This window comes from Streptomyces sp. NBC_01244, assembly GCF_035987325.1.
In the GTDB taxonomy this organism is placed as follows: domain Bacteria; phylum Actinomycetota; class Actinomycetes; order Streptomycetales; family Streptomycetaceae; genus Streptomyces.
The window spans coordinates 3,157,287-3,171,535 of the sequence record NZ_CP108488.1 but is presented as its reverse complement, the minus strand read 5'-3'; the positions used below and the strand labels follow the sequence as shown (position 1 = coordinate 3,171,535).

General features: G+C 71.0%; 15 protein-coding genes. 10 read left to right on the top strand and 5 right to left on the bottom strand.

Annotated features, from left to right (window positions below):
- Positions 1-112: 112 nt before the first annotated feature.
- The 6 genes from OG247_RS14060 to OG247_RS14035 all read left to right on the top strand — a co-directional run bounded on the left by OG247_RS14060 (position 113) and on the right by OG247_RS14035 (position 4,708).
- Positions 113-538, top strand: coding sequence for a DUF3052 domain-containing protein (locus OG247_RS14060; protein WP_243329420.1), 426 nt, complete (start codon positions 113-115; stop codon positions 536-538).
- Positions 539-725: 187 nt separating this feature from the next.
- Positions 726-1,184: a peroxiredoxin gene (locus tag OG247_RS14055; protein WP_243329422.1), complete on the top strand. Its 459-nt coding sequence runs from the start codon at positions 726-728 to the stop codon at positions 1,182-1,184.
- Positions 1,185-1,342: 158 nt separating this feature from the next.
- A complete protein-coding gene (locus OG247_RS14050) occupies positions 1,343-1,918 on the top strand; it encodes a TerD family protein (protein ID WP_327252569.1) in 576 nt (191 codons plus the stop codon).
- A gap of 175 nt (positions 1,919-2,093) precedes the next feature.
- Positions 2,094-2,669, top strand: a complete 576-nt coding sequence (locus tag OG247_RS14045; RefSeq protein ID WP_327252568.1) for a TerD family protein — start codon at positions 2,094-2,096, stop codon at positions 2,667-2,669.
- Between the two features lie 25 nt (positions 2,670-2,694).
- Positions 2,695-3,810: a DUF475 domain-containing protein gene (locus tag OG247_RS14040; protein ID WP_327257469.1), complete on the top strand. Its 1,116-nt coding sequence runs from the start codon at positions 2,695-2,697 to the stop codon at positions 3,808-3,810.
- A gap of 157 nt (positions 3,811-3,967) precedes the next feature.
- Positions 3,968-4,708, top strand: a complete 741-nt coding sequence (locus OG247_RS14035) for a TerD family protein (protein WP_267039314.1) — start codon at positions 3,968-3,970, stop codon at positions 4,706-4,708.
- A gap of 34 nt (positions 4,709-4,742) precedes the next feature.
- On the opposite strand, the gene OG247_RS14030 is transcribed toward OG247_RS14035, so the two are convergent.
- Entirely contained in the window at positions 4,743-5,501 is a 759-nt protein-coding gene (locus tag OG247_RS14030) for a TerD family protein (protein WP_327257468.1), read from the bottom strand.
- Positions 5,502-5,694: 193 nt separating this feature from the next.
- On the opposite strand from OG247_RS14030, the gene OG247_RS14025 reads away from it, so the two are divergent.
- The 4 genes from OG247_RS14025 to OG247_RS14010 are packed head-to-tail and all read left to right on the top strand — an operon-like array spanning position 5,695 to position 11,024.
- Positions 5,695-6,861: an HpcH/HpaI aldolase/citrate lyase family protein gene (locus OG247_RS14025; protein WP_327252567.1), complete on the top strand. Its 1,167-nt coding sequence runs from the start codon at positions 5,695-5,697 to the stop codon at positions 6,859-6,861.
- Positions 6,862-6,869: 8 nt separating this feature from the next.
- Positions 6,870-9,518, top strand: coding sequence for a phosphoribosyltransferase (locus OG247_RS14020; RefSeq protein WP_327252566.1), 2,649 nt, complete (start codon positions 6,870-6,872; stop codon positions 9,516-9,518).
- Entirely contained in the window at positions 9,515-10,345 is an 831-nt protein-coding gene (locus OG247_RS14015; protein ID WP_327252565.1) for an HAD family hydrolase, read from the top strand. The genes OG247_RS14020 and OG247_RS14015 overlap by 4 nt, the downstream gene beginning before the upstream one ends.
- 19 nt (positions 10,346-10,364) lie before the next feature.
- Positions 10,365-11,024, top strand: a complete 660-nt coding sequence (locus tag OG247_RS14010) for an O-methyltransferase (RefSeq protein WP_327252564.1) — start codon at positions 10,365-10,367, stop codon at positions 11,022-11,024.
- Here OG247_RS14010 and OG247_RS14005 read toward each other — a convergent pair.
- The 4 genes from OG247_RS14005 to dgoD form a co-directional block, all read right to left on the bottom strand.
- Entirely contained in the window at positions 11,021-11,239 is a 219-nt protein-coding gene (locus OG247_RS14005) for an FmdB family zinc ribbon protein (RefSeq protein ID WP_327252563.1), read from the bottom strand. The genes OG247_RS14010 and OG247_RS14005 overlap by 4 nt on opposite strands.
- Before the next feature lie 190 nt (positions 11,240-11,429).
- Positions 11,430-12,407, bottom strand: a complete 978-nt coding sequence (locus tag OG247_RS14000) for a sugar kinase (protein WP_327252562.1) — start codon at positions 12,405-12,407, stop codon at positions 11,430-11,432.
- A complete protein-coding gene (locus tag OG247_RS13995) occupies positions 12,404-13,021 on the bottom strand; it encodes a bifunctional 4-hydroxy-2-oxoglutarate aldolase/2-dehydro-3-deoxy-phosphogluconate aldolase (RefSeq protein WP_327252561.1) in 618 nt (205 codons plus the stop codon). The genes OG247_RS14000 and OG247_RS13995 overlap by 4 nt, the downstream gene beginning before the upstream one ends.
- 59 nt (positions 13,022-13,080) lie before the next feature.
- Positions 13,081-14,226 (bottom strand): galactonate dehydratase, encoded by a 1,146-nt coding sequence (gene dgoD / locus OG247_RS13990; RefSeq protein WP_327252560.1) that lies wholly within the window; start codon positions 14,224-14,226, stop codon positions 13,081-13,083.
- Between the last annotated feature and the right edge of the window lie 23 nt (positions 14,227-14,249).

Below are 14,249 nucleotides of genomic sequence, written 5' to 3'. Positions count from 1 at the left end.
TCTCGGCGGCCGGGTACTTGCGCGATCCGCCGCGCCCGTGTGGACTACGCCCAATGCTGCGCGTACGCGCGCCGCCGAAGAACATTCACCGAACATGAGCAGGAGGCACCCCGTGAGCGCGACCGCGGACCACGCGGAGAACCTGGCCGCCAGGCTGGGTTTCCAGTCCGAACAGGTGGTCCAGGAGATCGGCTACGACGACGACGTCGATCAGGAATTCCGTGATGCCGTAGAGGATCACGTCACCGAACTCGTCGATGAGGACTACGACGATGTCGCAGACGCGGTTCTGCTGTGGTTCCGGGAGGACGACGGCGACCTGACGGACGCCCTGGTCGATGCGACCGAGCTGGTCGAGGACGGCGCACTGATCCTGCTGGTGACTCCCAAGACCGGCAAGGACGGTTTCGTCGAGGCCAGCGACATCAGCGAGGCCGCCGAGACCGCCGGCCTCTCGCTGGCCAAGGGTCTCCCCGTCGGCAAGGAGTGGACCGCCACCAAGCTGGCGACTCCGAAGACGGCCAAGTCCAAGCGCTGAGCCGCGCCCCGCAGCCATGCGGACACACGCACCCCGTTCGCCGGAAGCTTCCCGGTGGGCGGGGTGCGTGCGTTTCGCGGCGGGCTGACCGGGGCCGGACGCGCGGCGGACCCACAAGCGGCGGACCCATAAGCTGGGATCACCCGAACAGCCCAACGCAGGGATGCGGGACGAAGGGATGCGACAGATGGCGATCGAGGTCGGCAGCAAGGCCCCGGACTTCGAGCTCAAGGACAACCACGGCAGGGTCGTGCGGCTCTCCGACTTCCGCGGGGAGAAGGCGGTCGTGCTGCTCTTCTACCCCTTCGCCTTCACCGGTGTCTGCACCGGCGAGCTCTGCGAGCTGCGCGACCAGCTCCCGCGCTTCCAGAACGACGACGTGCAGCTCCTCGCGGTCTCCAACGACTCCGTACCGACCCTGCGCGTCTTCGCCGAGCAGGAGGGGCTGGAGTACCCGCTGCTGTCGGACTTCTGGCCGCACGGGGAGGCCTCCCGCGCCTACGGGGTCTTCGACGAGGAGAAGGGCTGCGCGGTGCGCGGCACCTTCGTCATCGACCGCGACGGCATCGTGCGCTGGACCGTCGTCAACGGGCTGCCCGACGCGCGTGACCTGAACGAGTACATCAAGGCTCTCGACAGCCTCTGAGTCCGTGGCGCAGGCTCATGGGCGCGTGCCGTCGGGCACGTGGGCCCGTTCGCCTCGAATAATCCCGTACAGGCGGGAACCCGTCACTAGGATCGAAACGTTGATCCGGTAGCAAGCACGACGGGGCCCTGCCCCACACAAAACCTTATGGAGGACCCGTGGGAGTCAGCCTCAGCAAGGGCGGCAACGTCTCGCTGTCCAAGGCCGCGCCGAACCTGACCGCGGTCATCGTCGGTCTGGGCTGGGACGCTCGCACCACCACCGGCGTCGACTTCGACCTCGACGCCAGCGCGATCCTGGCCAACGACCAGGGCAAGGTCACCGGCGACGCGAACTTCGTCTTCTTCAACAACCTGAAGAGCCCCGACGGCTCGGTCGAGCACACCGGTGACAACACCACCGGTGAGGGCGAGGGCGACGACGAGGCGATCAAGGTCAACCTCGCCGGCGTGCCCGCCGACGTGGCCAAGATCGTCTTCCCGGTCTCGATCTACGAGGCCGAGAGCCGCCAGCAGAGCTTCGGCCAGGTCCGCAACGCGTACATCCGCGTCGTGAACCAGGCCGACAACACCGAGCTCGCCCGCTACGACCTGTCGGAGGACGCCTCGACGGAGACCGCCATGGTCTTCGGCGAGCTCTACCGCAACGGTGCGGAGTGGAAGTTCCGCGCCATCGGCCAGGGCTACGCCTCGGGCCTGCGCGGCATCGCGCAGGACTTCGGCGTCAACGTCTGAGCCTGCTCCACCAGAGCAGTCGTCCCATCCGTCCGGCGCCGTGCACTCGTGTGTACGGCGCCGGACCGGCTTTACGGCCACACCGCCGCACGGCCACACCGCATTACGGCCGGACCGCCGTACGGCCCACCGCCGTACCGTCACATCGCCACCGTCGTCCGGGGAGGACTACAACATGGGCGTCACACTCGCCAAGGGGGGCAATGTCTCCCTCTCCAAAGCCGCACCGAACCTCACCCGGGTTCTGGTCGGCCTCGGATGGGACGCGCGCTCGACCACGGGCGCCGACTTCGACCTCGACGCCAGCGCACTGCTGTGCAGCAACGGCCGGGTGCTCGGGGACGAGTACTTCGTCTTCTACAACAACCTGAAGAGCCCCGAGGGCTCCGTCGAACACACGGGGGACAATCTCACCGGCGAGGGTGAAGGCGACGACGAGTCGCTCATCATCGATCTCACCAAGGTTCCGGCCGGCGTGGACAAGATCGTCTTTCCCGTCTCGATCCACGAGGCCGAGGCCCGCCGGCAGAGCTTCGGCCAGGTCAGCAACGCCTTCATTCGTGTGGTGAACGAGGCGGACGGCCAGGAACTGGCCCGCTACGACCTCTCCGAGGACGCCTCCAGCGAGACCGCGATGATCTTCGGTGAGGTCTACCGGTACGGGGGCGAATGGAAGTTCCGCGCGGTGGGGCAGGGGTACGCGTCGGGGCTCCGCGGCATCGCTCTAGACTTCGGGGTCAACGTTTCGTAAAGCCGTACAACACGATGGGATGCCAGTGGTTCTGAAAACCTTCGGCTGGTCGTTCGCAGTCACTGCGCTCGGACTGGTCGCAGCGGTGCTCTACGGGGGGTGGGAGGCCTTCGGGATCGTTGCGATCCTGTCCATCCTGGAGATCTCGCTGTCCTTCGACAATGCGGTGGTCAACGCCGGAATCCTGAAGAAGATGAATGCCTTCTGGCAGAAGATCTTCCTCACCATCGGTGTTCTCATCGCCGTGTTCGGCATGCGCCTGGTCTTCCCGATCGTGATCGTCGCGATCAGCGCCAAGATCGGGCCGATCGAGGCCGTCGAACTCGCGGTGCGCGACCAGGACATGTACAAGCAGCTCGTGACGGACGCCCACCCGTCCATCGCCGCCTTCGGCGGGATGTTCCTGCTGATGATCTTCCTCGACTTCATTTTCGAGGACCGCGACATCAAGTGGCTCGCCTGGCTGGAACGCCCGCTCGCCAAGCTCGGCAAGATCGACATGCTGTCGGCGTGCATCGCGCTGATCGTCCTGGTCGTCACCTCGATGACCTTCGCCGTCAACGCCCACCAGCACGGCGGCACTCATGTGGACAAGGCGCAGACGGTCCTGATCTCCGGCGTTCTCGGTCTGATCACCTACATGATCGTCGGCGGCCTCTCCGGCTACTTCGAGAACAAGCTGGAGGAGGAAGAGGAGCACGAACACGAGGTCGAAGAAGAGGCGAAGAAGAGCGGCAAGCCCGTCTCTGCCATCGCCATGGCCGGCAAGGCCGCGTTCTTCATGTTCCTCTACCTCGAAGTCCTCGACGCCTCCTTCTCCTTCGACGGGGTCATCGGCGCCTTCGCCATCACCAGTGACATCGTGATCATGGCCCTCGGCCTCGGTATCGGTGCCATGTACGTCCGGTCGCTGACGGTCTACCTGGTCCGCCAGGGCACCCTCGACGACTACGTCTACCTGGAGCACGGCGCGCACTACGCCATCGGCGCGCTCGCCGTCATCCTGCTCGTCACCATCCAGTACGAGATCAACGAGGTCATCACCGGCCTCGTCGGCGTCGTGCTGATCGGGTGGTCCTTCTGGTCCTCGGTGCGCCGCAACAAGCGCCTGGAACTGGAGGGTTCCACCGCCGAGGCATGATCGCGTCGGTAATGCGGAACGCTCAAGTGCGGGGCGGTCCGGCGGGTCCACGGACCTGTCGGACCGCCCCGTCCGCATGTCGGGACGTCGCCGTGCCGGCGTGCCGCCGGGGGACCGAGGGCGCCGAGGGCGCCATGGGAGCAGGGGGGTTGTGGGGATGGGATTCTTCGACGGCATCAGGGGCAGCCGCGGCACGCAGTTCCAGTCGGGCAGTGCCTCGTCGAACGCGATCGAGCTGACCAAACGCCATCCGACGGTATCGCTCACCAAACAGGGGGCGGTGCACGGCAATCTGCGCGTGAACCTCTCCTGGCGGATGCGGACCTCGGACATAGGCGGCCGCAGTACCGGCCAGAGCGGTCAGCTCTTCCGGCATCCGTTCAAACTGTTCAAGCCCGACATGGTGCAGGCGCACACCCAGGGCATGGTCAATGTCGACCTCGACATCGGCTGTCTCTACGAGCTGACCGACGGCACCCGGGGCGTCGTCCAGCCACTGGGGAACCTGCACGGGGACATCAACAGTCCGCCGTACGTGAAGCTCAGCGGGGACGACCGGTTCGGGGCGCCCTCCGGCGAGACGATCTTCGTCAATCTCGACCACGCCGAGGAGATCAAGCGGCTGCTGGTCTTCGTGTACATCTACGACCAGACCCCGGCCTTCGACCGGACGCACGCCCTGGTCACGCTCTACCCGATCACCGGGCCGCGGATCGAGATCCCGCTGGAAGAGCGCCACCCGCACGCCCGCTCCTGCGCGGTCGTCTCCCTGGAGAACGTCAAGGGGGAGCTGATCGTGCGGCGCGAGGTCACCTTCGTCTACGGGTTCCAGGCCGAGCTGGACCGGCTGTACGGGTGGGGCCTCCAGTGGGGCCGCGGCTACAAGACGAAGACCTGACCGAGCCGGCCGGGCCGGTCGGCCCGGCCGCCGCTCACCGACGGATGAACTGCGGGCCCTGCGCCGGCAGCCGGAAGGCCCCGTCCGGGGCCGGAGCCGGCACCGGGGCCTGCGATACCGGCTGCGGGTAGCCGTAGGCGGGCTGGGAGACCGGCGGTGCCTGGGTGGGCGGCGCCGGAGTCGCGGGGGAGGCCGACGGGTCCTGCCCCTGTGCCTGCCCCGGCCCGTGCTCCTGGGCCTCGGGGGCGTTCTCGTCCACGGAGATCCCGTGGTCGGTGGCCAGGCCGACGAGCCCGTTGGAGTAGCCCTCGCCGAGCGCGCGGAACTTCCAGGCGTCGGCCCGCCGGTACAGCTCGCCGCAGATCAGCGCCGTCTCGGCGCCCGTCTCCGGCCGCACGTCGAAGTAGGCCAGCGGTTCGGAGCCGCCGGTCGCGGTGGCGTCGTAGAGCAGGATCCGCAGGTCGTGGACCCGCTCGAAGGGGACGTCCTCGGCGGAGGCGACGACGAGGATCCGGTCCACCGCCGGGGTGACGGCCCTCAGGTCCGCCTGGACGGCGTCGGTGATCCCGTCGCCGAGCTGCTTCTTCCCGAGCCGCCAGACGGCCCCGGAGGGGTGCCGGGGCTGGTTGTAGAAGACGAAGTCCTCGTCCGAGCGCACGCGCCCGTCCGCCCCCACGAGCAGCGCGGAGGCGTCCACGTCGGGCACGTCGGGCCCCCCGGTCCAGCGCAGCACCGCGCGGACCGCCAAAGCGGCCACGGGGATGTTGGAGCCCTTCTGCATCGCGTGCGTCATGGCGGTCATCCTGCCCTCCCGGGCGGGACCGGGACAATGCGGCCCCCCGTAGACCTTGTCCGGATGGCGAGACCTGGGCATGGTGCAAGAGGGTTACCTGGATTTCATGTGCTTGAGGAACTCTTGACTCACGTTCGTACGTACTATTACCGGCCATGCCAGATCGGCCGCCGAGCCTGTACGGGGGAAGCACATGCGTCACTTCGGGCATATTTCGCCCACCGTCCGCAAGGACCTCTTCCACCAGGAGCCGGCAGAGTTCACCGCCGCCTCCCCCTCCGCCACGCTCGCGGCCGCTCTGGGGGCCACGCTCTACAGCCCGGCCACCCGGCCCCAGCTCGCCCGTGACATCCGCAAGCAGGCCGGCCTCGGAGTCGTCTCCATGGTCCTCTGCCTGGAGGATTCCATCAGCGACGCGGACGTCGCCGGCGGCGAGGAGAACCTCGTCCGGCAGTTCGCCGCCCTCCACGAGGACCCGGCGGAGCTCCCGCTGCTCTTCATCCGCGTCCGGGAGCCCGAGCAGATCCCCGACCTCGTGCACCGGCTCGGCGGCTCGGCGGCGCGGCTGGCCGGATTCGTACTCCCCAAATTCAGCGAGAGCCGGGGCGTCGCCTTCCTCGACGCCGTGGCCCAGGCGGAGGCCGAGAGCGGACAGCCCCGGCTGTACGCGATGCCCGTCCTGGAGACCCCCGAGCTGCTCCACCTGGAGACCCGGGTCGAGGCCCTCGCCGGGATCTCCCGCACGGTCAACAAGTACCGCGAGCGGGTCCTGGCGCTGCGCCTCGGAGTGACCGACTTCTGCTCCGCCTACGGGCTGCGGCGCACCCCCGACATGACCGCCTACGACGTCCAGATCGTCGCCGGGGTGATCGCCGACGTGGTCAACGTGCTCAGCCGCGCCGACGGCACCGGCTTCACCGTCACCGGGCCCGTGTGGGAGTACTTCCGCAGCCAGCAGCGCCTCTTCAAGCCGCAGCTGCGCCGCAGCCCCTTCCTGGAAGAGGGCGTCGAGGAGCTGCGCACCGCGCTGATCGAGCACGACCTGGACGGGCTGCTGCGCGAGATCGAGCTCGACCGGGCCAACGGGCTGCTGGGCAAGACCTGTATCCACCCCGCCCACGTCACCCCGGTCCACGCGCTCTCGGTGGTGTCGCACGAGGAGTTCAGCGATGCTCAAGACATCCTGCGCCCCGAGAGCGGAGGCGGCGGAGTGATGCGTTCCGCCTACACGAACAAGATGAACGAGGTGAAGCCCCACCGGGCCTGGGCGGAGCGCACGATGCTGCGCGCCGAGGTCTTCGGTGTGGCGAAGGAGGAGGTCGGCTTCGTCGATCTCCTCACGGCCGGGCTCCAGGTGTGAGCGGGCCGTTGACTGCGAGGAAGGGCAAGAAGATCGAAGCGGTGTGGTCGGGAACGTGGGTCGCGGACCGGCTGGGCGTGAGCCTGGAGGACGGGCCGGGTACCGGGACCGGCGGTCCGGCGCTCGAAGAGCTCCTCGGGCTGGCCCTGCGGCGCAACCCCAAGCGGGCCCACCTGCTCGTGTCGCAGGTGCTGGGCAAGCACGTCCCGCAGTCCCCGGCGGCCGTCTACGCCGCCGGGTACGGGCTCGGCGAGCGGGTCCGGGAGCTGCTGGGCGAGGCGGAGGCCGCCTCGGCCGTGGTCCTGGGGTACGCGGAGACCGCGACCGGGCTGGGCCACTGCGTGGCCGACGGCCTGGGCAGCGCCCCGTACCTGCACTCCACCCGCCGTCCCGTGCCCGGCGTGGAGGCCGCGGGAGGCTTCGAGGAGGCCCATTCCCACGCCACCTCGCACCTGCTGCTGCCCGAGGACCCGAAGCTGCTGGCGGGCCCGGGCCCGCTGGTCCTCGTCGACGACGAGTTCTCCACCGGCAACACCGTGCTGAACACCATCGCCGACCTCCACGCCCGCCACCCGCGCGGCCACTACGTGGTCGTCGCCCTGGTCGACATGCGCTCCCCGGCCGACCGCGACCGCCTGACGGCCTTCGCCGCCGAGCTGGGCGCCCGCGTGGACCTCATAGCCCTGGCCTCGGGCACGGTCTCCCTCCCGGAGGGCGTGCTGGAGAAGGGGCAAGCCCTGGTGGAGCAGTACGAGGCCGAGGCGGCCTTGGCGACCGCGGCTGCCGGGACTGCACCCCCCGCCACGGGCGGTGCCCCGGCCGCTGCGGGCGCTGGACCCGCTCCCGTCGGCGCATCGCAGCCGGGGGCTGGGCAAAATCAGCCCCTGCGGCGTTTGAGCAGCGGGGTCCGGGGCGGCGCCCCGGCAGACGACCCGCACCCGATCATCCACGTGGAACTGGGCTGGCCGGCCGGGATACCCGACGGCGGACGCCACGGCTTCACCCCCGCGCACCGCGCAGCACTGGACGCGGCGCTGCCCGCCATGGCGGACCGGCTCGAGGCCGCGCTGGGCGACGGCCCCGCACGGGTCCTCGTACTCGGCAACGAGGAGCTGATGTACGCCCCGCTGCGCCTCGCGCAAGCCCTGGAGGCGTCCGGCACCGCCGCAGCGCCGGTCGAGGTGCGCTTCTCCACCACCACCCGCTCGCCGGTGCTCGCCGTGGACGACCCCGGCTACGCGATCCGCACGCGGCTCGTCTTCCCCGCCCACGACGACCCGGCCGACGGCCCCGGAGACCGGTACGCCTACAACGTCGCGAGCACGGCCGGCGCCGGCTTCGACGCCGTGGTCGCCGTCGTGGACTCGGCCGGAGACACCGCCGGGCTCCGCACCGGCCTGCTCGCGGCCCTCGCGCCCCACACCGGCCGGGTCGTGCTGGCGGTCATACCTTCGTACGTACCCGACCGGCAGGAGCCGATCATGACCGAGCCCCCGCGCGAAGCGCTGCGCGCAGCACTGGGCGAACCACTGCGCGGGCCCGCCTTCTCCTCCTACGCCGCCGAGGACGTCGGCTGGCTGCTCCAGGACCTCTCCGACGTTGAGTTGGAAGCCCCGACGGAGGAGCGCGAGGAAGCCATCCAGGCGGGCGGCGCGCACTACGCGGAATCGCTGCCGGTGGAGTTCCAGCCGTCCCCGGAGTACCAGCAGCTCTACCAGAGCGCGCTGACCGCCTCCGCCGCCCGGATGGCCCGCGCCGTCGGCACCGTCACCGAGACGGTCCTCGCCGAGCGCTCCCCCTCCCCGGTCCTCGTCTCCCTGGCCCGCGCCGGCACCCCCGTGGGCGTGCTGATGCGGCGCTGGGCGCAGGCCCGGCACGGCCTGGACCTGCCGCACTACGCCGTTTCCATCGTGCGCGGCCGCGGCATAGACGCCAACGCGCTGCGCTGGCTGGCCGCCCACCACGATCCGGCCGACGTCGTCTTCGTCGACGGCTGGACCGGCAAGGGGGCGATCACCCGCGAACTGCGCGAGGCCCTGGGCGAGTTCGAGGGCTTCAACCCGGAGATCGTGGTCCTCGCCGACCCCGGCTCCTGCGTGGAGACCTACGGCACGCGCGAGGACTTCCTGATCCCCTCCGCCTGTCTCAATTCCACTGTTTCCGGACTGGTCTCGCGTACGGTGCTCAGGTCCGACCTGGTCGGGCCCGCCAATTTCCACGGCGCGAAGTTCTACCGCGAGCTCGCCGGGGCCGATGTCTCCGTCGCGTTCGTCGACACCGTCTGCGCGCACTTCGAGGAGGTCGCCGAGGCCGTGGACGCCGAGGTCAAGGAGCTCCTCGCCGCCGACCGCACGCCGACCTGGGTGGGCTGGCGGGCGGTGGAGCGGATCAGCGAGGAGTACGGCATCCACGACGTGAACCTGGTGAAGCCCGGCGTCGGCGAGACCACGCGGGTGCTGCTGCGCCGGGTGCCGTGGAAGATCCTCGCGCAGCGCGGCGCCGGGGCCGACCTGGACCACGTACGACTCCTCGCGGAGCAGCGGGGGGTGCCGGTGGAAGAGGTCGACGGCCTGCCGTACAGCTGCGTAGGACTCATCCATCCCCGATTCACGCGCGGCGCCACGGGCGCCGACGGAAAGGCTGTGGCCACCAAGTGACCGTTCTCGTAGCCAGTGACCTCGACCGTACGCTCATCTACTCGGCGGCCGCGCTCGGCCTGACCATGCCCGACCCGGTGGCCCCGCGCCTGCTGTGCGTGGAGGTGCACGAGAGCAAGCCGCTGTCGTACATGACGGAGACGGCGGCGGGGCTGCTGGCGGAGCTGTCCGCCGACCCGGGCGCGGTGTTCGTGCCGACCACCACCCGGACCCGCAAGCAGTACCAGCGCATCCGCTTCCCCGGACGGCCGGCGAAGTACGCGATCTGCGCCAACGGCGGCCAGCTCCTGGTGGACGGGGTCCCGGACCGGGACTGGCGCCGCCAGGTCGCGGCGCGGCTCGCCGCGGAGTCCGTCCCGCTGGAGGAGATGCACGCGCACCTGATGTCCGTCACGGACCCGGTGTGGCTGCGCAAGGCGCGGGTGGCGGAGGACCTGTTCGCGTACCTGGTCGTGGAGCGGGCGCTGGTCCCCGCTGAGTGGATCAAGACGCTGACGGAATGGTCCGAGGCGCGCGGCTGGACGGTCTCGCTCCAGGGCCGGAAGATCTACGCCGTCCCCCGGCCGCTGACCAAGAGCGCGGCCATGCACGAAGTGGCCCGGCGCGTGGGGGCCACGAGCACGCTCGCCGCCGGGGACTCGCTGCTGGACGCGGACCTGCTGCTGGCGGCGGACACGGCCTGGCGGCCGGGCCACGGCGAGCTGGCCGACGCGGGCTGGACGGCGCCGCACGTGACGGCGCTGACCCAGGCGGGCGTGCTGGCCGGTGAGGAGATCGTGCGCGCGTTCACCCGCGAAGTGGCGCGACTCGGCACACCCGCCGCCTGATCATGGGCACACTGGGCCCATGACCAAGGGCAACAGCACCAAGATCACGGACGAGCTCTACCAGTACATGCTCGCGCACAACCCCCCGCTGGACGAGGTCCAGCGGGGGCTGGTGGCGACGACGTACGCGGTGTTCCCGGACTCCGCCGGAATGCAGTCGGCGGAGGAGCAGGGGCCACTGCTGGCCTTCCTCGTCCGGCTGACCGGCGCGCGGCACATCGTGGAGATCGGCACCTTCACCGGCTTCTCCTCGCTGTCGATGGCGCAGGCCATGCCGGCGGACGGACGCCTCATCGCGTGCGACGTCTCGGAGGAGTGGACGGCGTACGCGCGCGAGGCCTGGGCGAAGGCCGGCGTCGCGGACCGCATCGACCTGCGCATCGCGCCCGCGATCGAGACGCTGCGCGCGATGCCGGCGGAGCCGCACATCGACATGGCGTACATGGACGCGGACAAGCAGAGCCAGATCGCCTACTGGGAGGAGCTCGTGCCGCGGCTGCGCCCGGGCGCGCTGCTCGTCACGGACAACACGCTGTACCACGGCGAGGTGCTGAACCCGTCGGCGACCGGTGGGGCGGCGGGGGTCCAGGCCTACAACGACCACGTCACTGCGGACCCCCGCATGGAGTCGGTGCTGCTGGCGATCTCCGACGGCATCACCCTGTCCCGCAAGCGCTAACCGCACCCGCCCCCACCACAGCAGCCTCCGCCGCCGCCCATGGGTGCGGCCGCGGCGGGGGCCGCGCTGGACCCGCCGACGGCGACGGCGGAGAGCAGCCTGACGGTATCGGCGTGCCCGGCGGGGCAGTCGGCGGGCGCGGAGGACTCGGCCATGGGCCGGCTGACCTCGAAGGTGTCTTCGCAGGTCCGGCAGCGGAATTCGTAACGGGGCATGCGGACAGGCTACGCAGTTCGGACCGGCCTCCGGAATCCCCGGGCGTCTTTTCAGCCGTCCGACGTTGGAGGACCGGGGTCCGGGCGGAGGGTTGCTGCGGGGACTCCTGCCCCGCGCGGCGGCACCCCGCAGCCGGCGGAGCCGGGTCGCACCCCCGTGTCGGCCCGGCCCCGCCGGCGGATCAGAGGGTCAGCGGACCACCGTGCCGGGCGGGACCGCGAGGAGGTCGAGCTCCGCGCGGGTCGGCGCGCCCTCCCAGTCGCCCCGCGAGGCCACCGCGAAGGCGCCCGTCGTGACCGCGCGGTCCAGGCGGGCCTCCGTGGTGGACCCGTCGAGGAACGCCGAGAGGTAGCCCGCCACGAAGGCGTCGCCCGCACCGACCGTGTCGACCGCGCGGACGGGCCGCGCCGGGGCGTGCACCGCCCGGCCGTCGTCCGTGTAGGCCGTCGCGCCGGCCGCGCCGAGTTTGACGACGACCTCCCCGACCCCGAGCGCCTGCAGTTCCTTCGCCTGGAGGGCCGGGTCGGCCGGGGTCCGGGCCGGGAGGCACAGGGGGAGTTCGTCGTCGGAGGCGATGAGGACGTCCACCGAAGGCGCCCACGCGCGCAGCACCGCCGCCGCTTCCTCGGAGGACCACAGCCGGGACCGGAAGTTCACGTCCAGGCAGACCAGCGCGGAGTGCTCGGCCGCGAGGCGCAGCGCGAGGGTGCAGGCCGAGCGGGCCGATCGGGAGAGCGCCGGGGTGATCCCGGTCAGGTGCAGGATCTTCGGCGGGGCAGCCGTGAAGGCCCGCTCCACCGAGCACGCCTTGAGCCGCGAACCCGCCGAGCCCGCGCGGTAGTAGTGCACCCGCGTCACCTCCGGCAGCCTCGGCTCCGCGAGCATCAGCCCGGTCGGAGCCCCGCCGTCGTCGAGACAGGCTCCGCGGACGTCGACGCCCTCGGCACGCAGGGTCCGTAGGACCAGCTCACCGGGCTCGTCCTCGCCGACCGCGCCCGCCCAGCGCACCGCGTGCCCGAGCCGGGCCAGGCCGATCGCGACGTTCGATTCGGCGCCCGCGACCGAAACCTGCATGCTCCCGCCCAGGCGCAGCGGTCCGCTCCCGCGCAGGGCGACCATCGTCTCTCCGAAGGTGAGGACCTCGGGGGCGGCTTCGGGCCCGGTCACGCGCAGACCGCCTTGAACTCCGCCGCCCGGCGCCGCAGCGCGAACAGGTCGCCGCCGTCGGCCGCGTCCCCGATCAGCGGGGAGCCGACGCCGACCGCCACCGCGCCGGAGGACAGGTACTCGCCCGCGGCGGCCGCGTCCACCCCGCCGACCGGCACGAACGGCAGGTCGGGGAAGGGGGCGCGCAGGGCCCGCAGGTAGGCCGGACCGCCGATCGAGCCGGGGAACAGCTTGAGCGCGGCGGCCCCCGCCGCGTCGGCCGCGATGACCTCGGTCGGGGTGATGACCCCGGCCAGTACCGGCAGCCCCTGCCGGACGGATTCGTGCACGCCCGCGCCGAGCCCCGGGGTGACCATGAGATTGGCTCCGGCGTCGGCGGCCCGCTGGGCGTCCTCGGCGGTCAGGACCGTGCCGGCCCCGAGCCAGGCCTCGTCGCCGAGCTCCTTGCGGGCCCGGCCGATGACGTCCAGCGCGTCGGTCCCGCTGAGGGAGATCTCGATGAGCGGGACGCCCTCCTCGACGAGGGTCATGACGGTACGGAAGGACGCCTCCGCGTCCCGTCCGCGGACGATGGCGACGAGCCGCTCCTGTCGCAGCGCTGCGCCGAACTCCATGGGAATGCCTGCCTTCTGATGTGTGTGGGGGAGGGGAGATCGCGAGGGGTGGTGGGGGCTCACCACTCGGCGAAGGAACCGTCTTCGTGGCGCCACACCGGGTTGCGCCAGGTGCGGCCCTTCTTGTCGGCGGCCCGGACGGCCGCCCCGTCGACGTCGACGCCGAGGCCCGGCCGCTCCGTGCGGACCAGGGAGCCCGCGTGGAAGCGGAAGGGCTCGGGGTCGGTGACGTAGTCGAGGAGCTCGGCGCCCTGGTTGTAGTGGATGCCGATCGACTGTTCCTGGATGAGGAAGTTCGGGGTGGTGAAGGCGACTTGGAGGCCGGCCGCCAGGGCGACCGGCCCCAGCGGGCAGTGCGGCGCGATCTGGGCTCCGTAGACCTCGGCGAGGGAGGCGATGCGGCGCAGTTCCGAGATGCCGCCGGCGTACGAGATGTCGGGCTGCAAGATCGCCACGCCTGCCTGCAACGGAGCGAGTAACTCCCGCCGGGAAAAGAGCCGTTCGCCGAGCGCGAGGGGGATGTTGGAGGCGTTCACCAGATCGGGGACGGCCTGCATGTACTCGGAGAGGACCGGCTCCTCGACGAACATCGGGTCGTACGGGGCCAGCAGGGGCAGGATCCGGCGGGCGTTGGCGGGGGAGACCCGCCCGTGGAAGTCGAGTCCGAAGTCGCGGTCGTCGCCGAGCACTTCGCGGGCCGTCTCGGCGCGTCGGAGGCAGTCGCGGACCTCGGAGCGGGTCGCGAGGGGGCTCATGCGGCCGCAGCCGTTCATCTTGACGGCCGTGAAGCCCGCCTCGATCTGCCGGACCAGCGCGTCCTTGATCTCGTGCGGCTCGTCGCCGCCGACCCAGGCGTAGGCGCGGATCCGGTCGCGGACCGGCCCGCCGAGGAGCTGGTGCACGGGCATCCCGTACGCCTTGCCCTTGATGTCCCACAGCGCCTGGTCGAGCCCGGCGACGGCGGAGGACAACACGGGGCCGCCGCGGTAGAAGCCGCCCTTGGTCATGACCTGCCAGTGGTCCTCGATCCGCATCGGGTCCCGGCCGATCAGGTACTCGGACAGCACCTCCACGGCCGCGCGCACCGGCTCGGCACGCCCTTCGACCACGGGTTCGCCCCAGCCGACGATGCCCTCGTCGGTTTCTGCGCGCACGAACATCCAGCGCGGTGGGGCCATGAACGTCTCGATGCGGGTGATCTTCACGGGTGACGGTGTCCTCTCCTGGT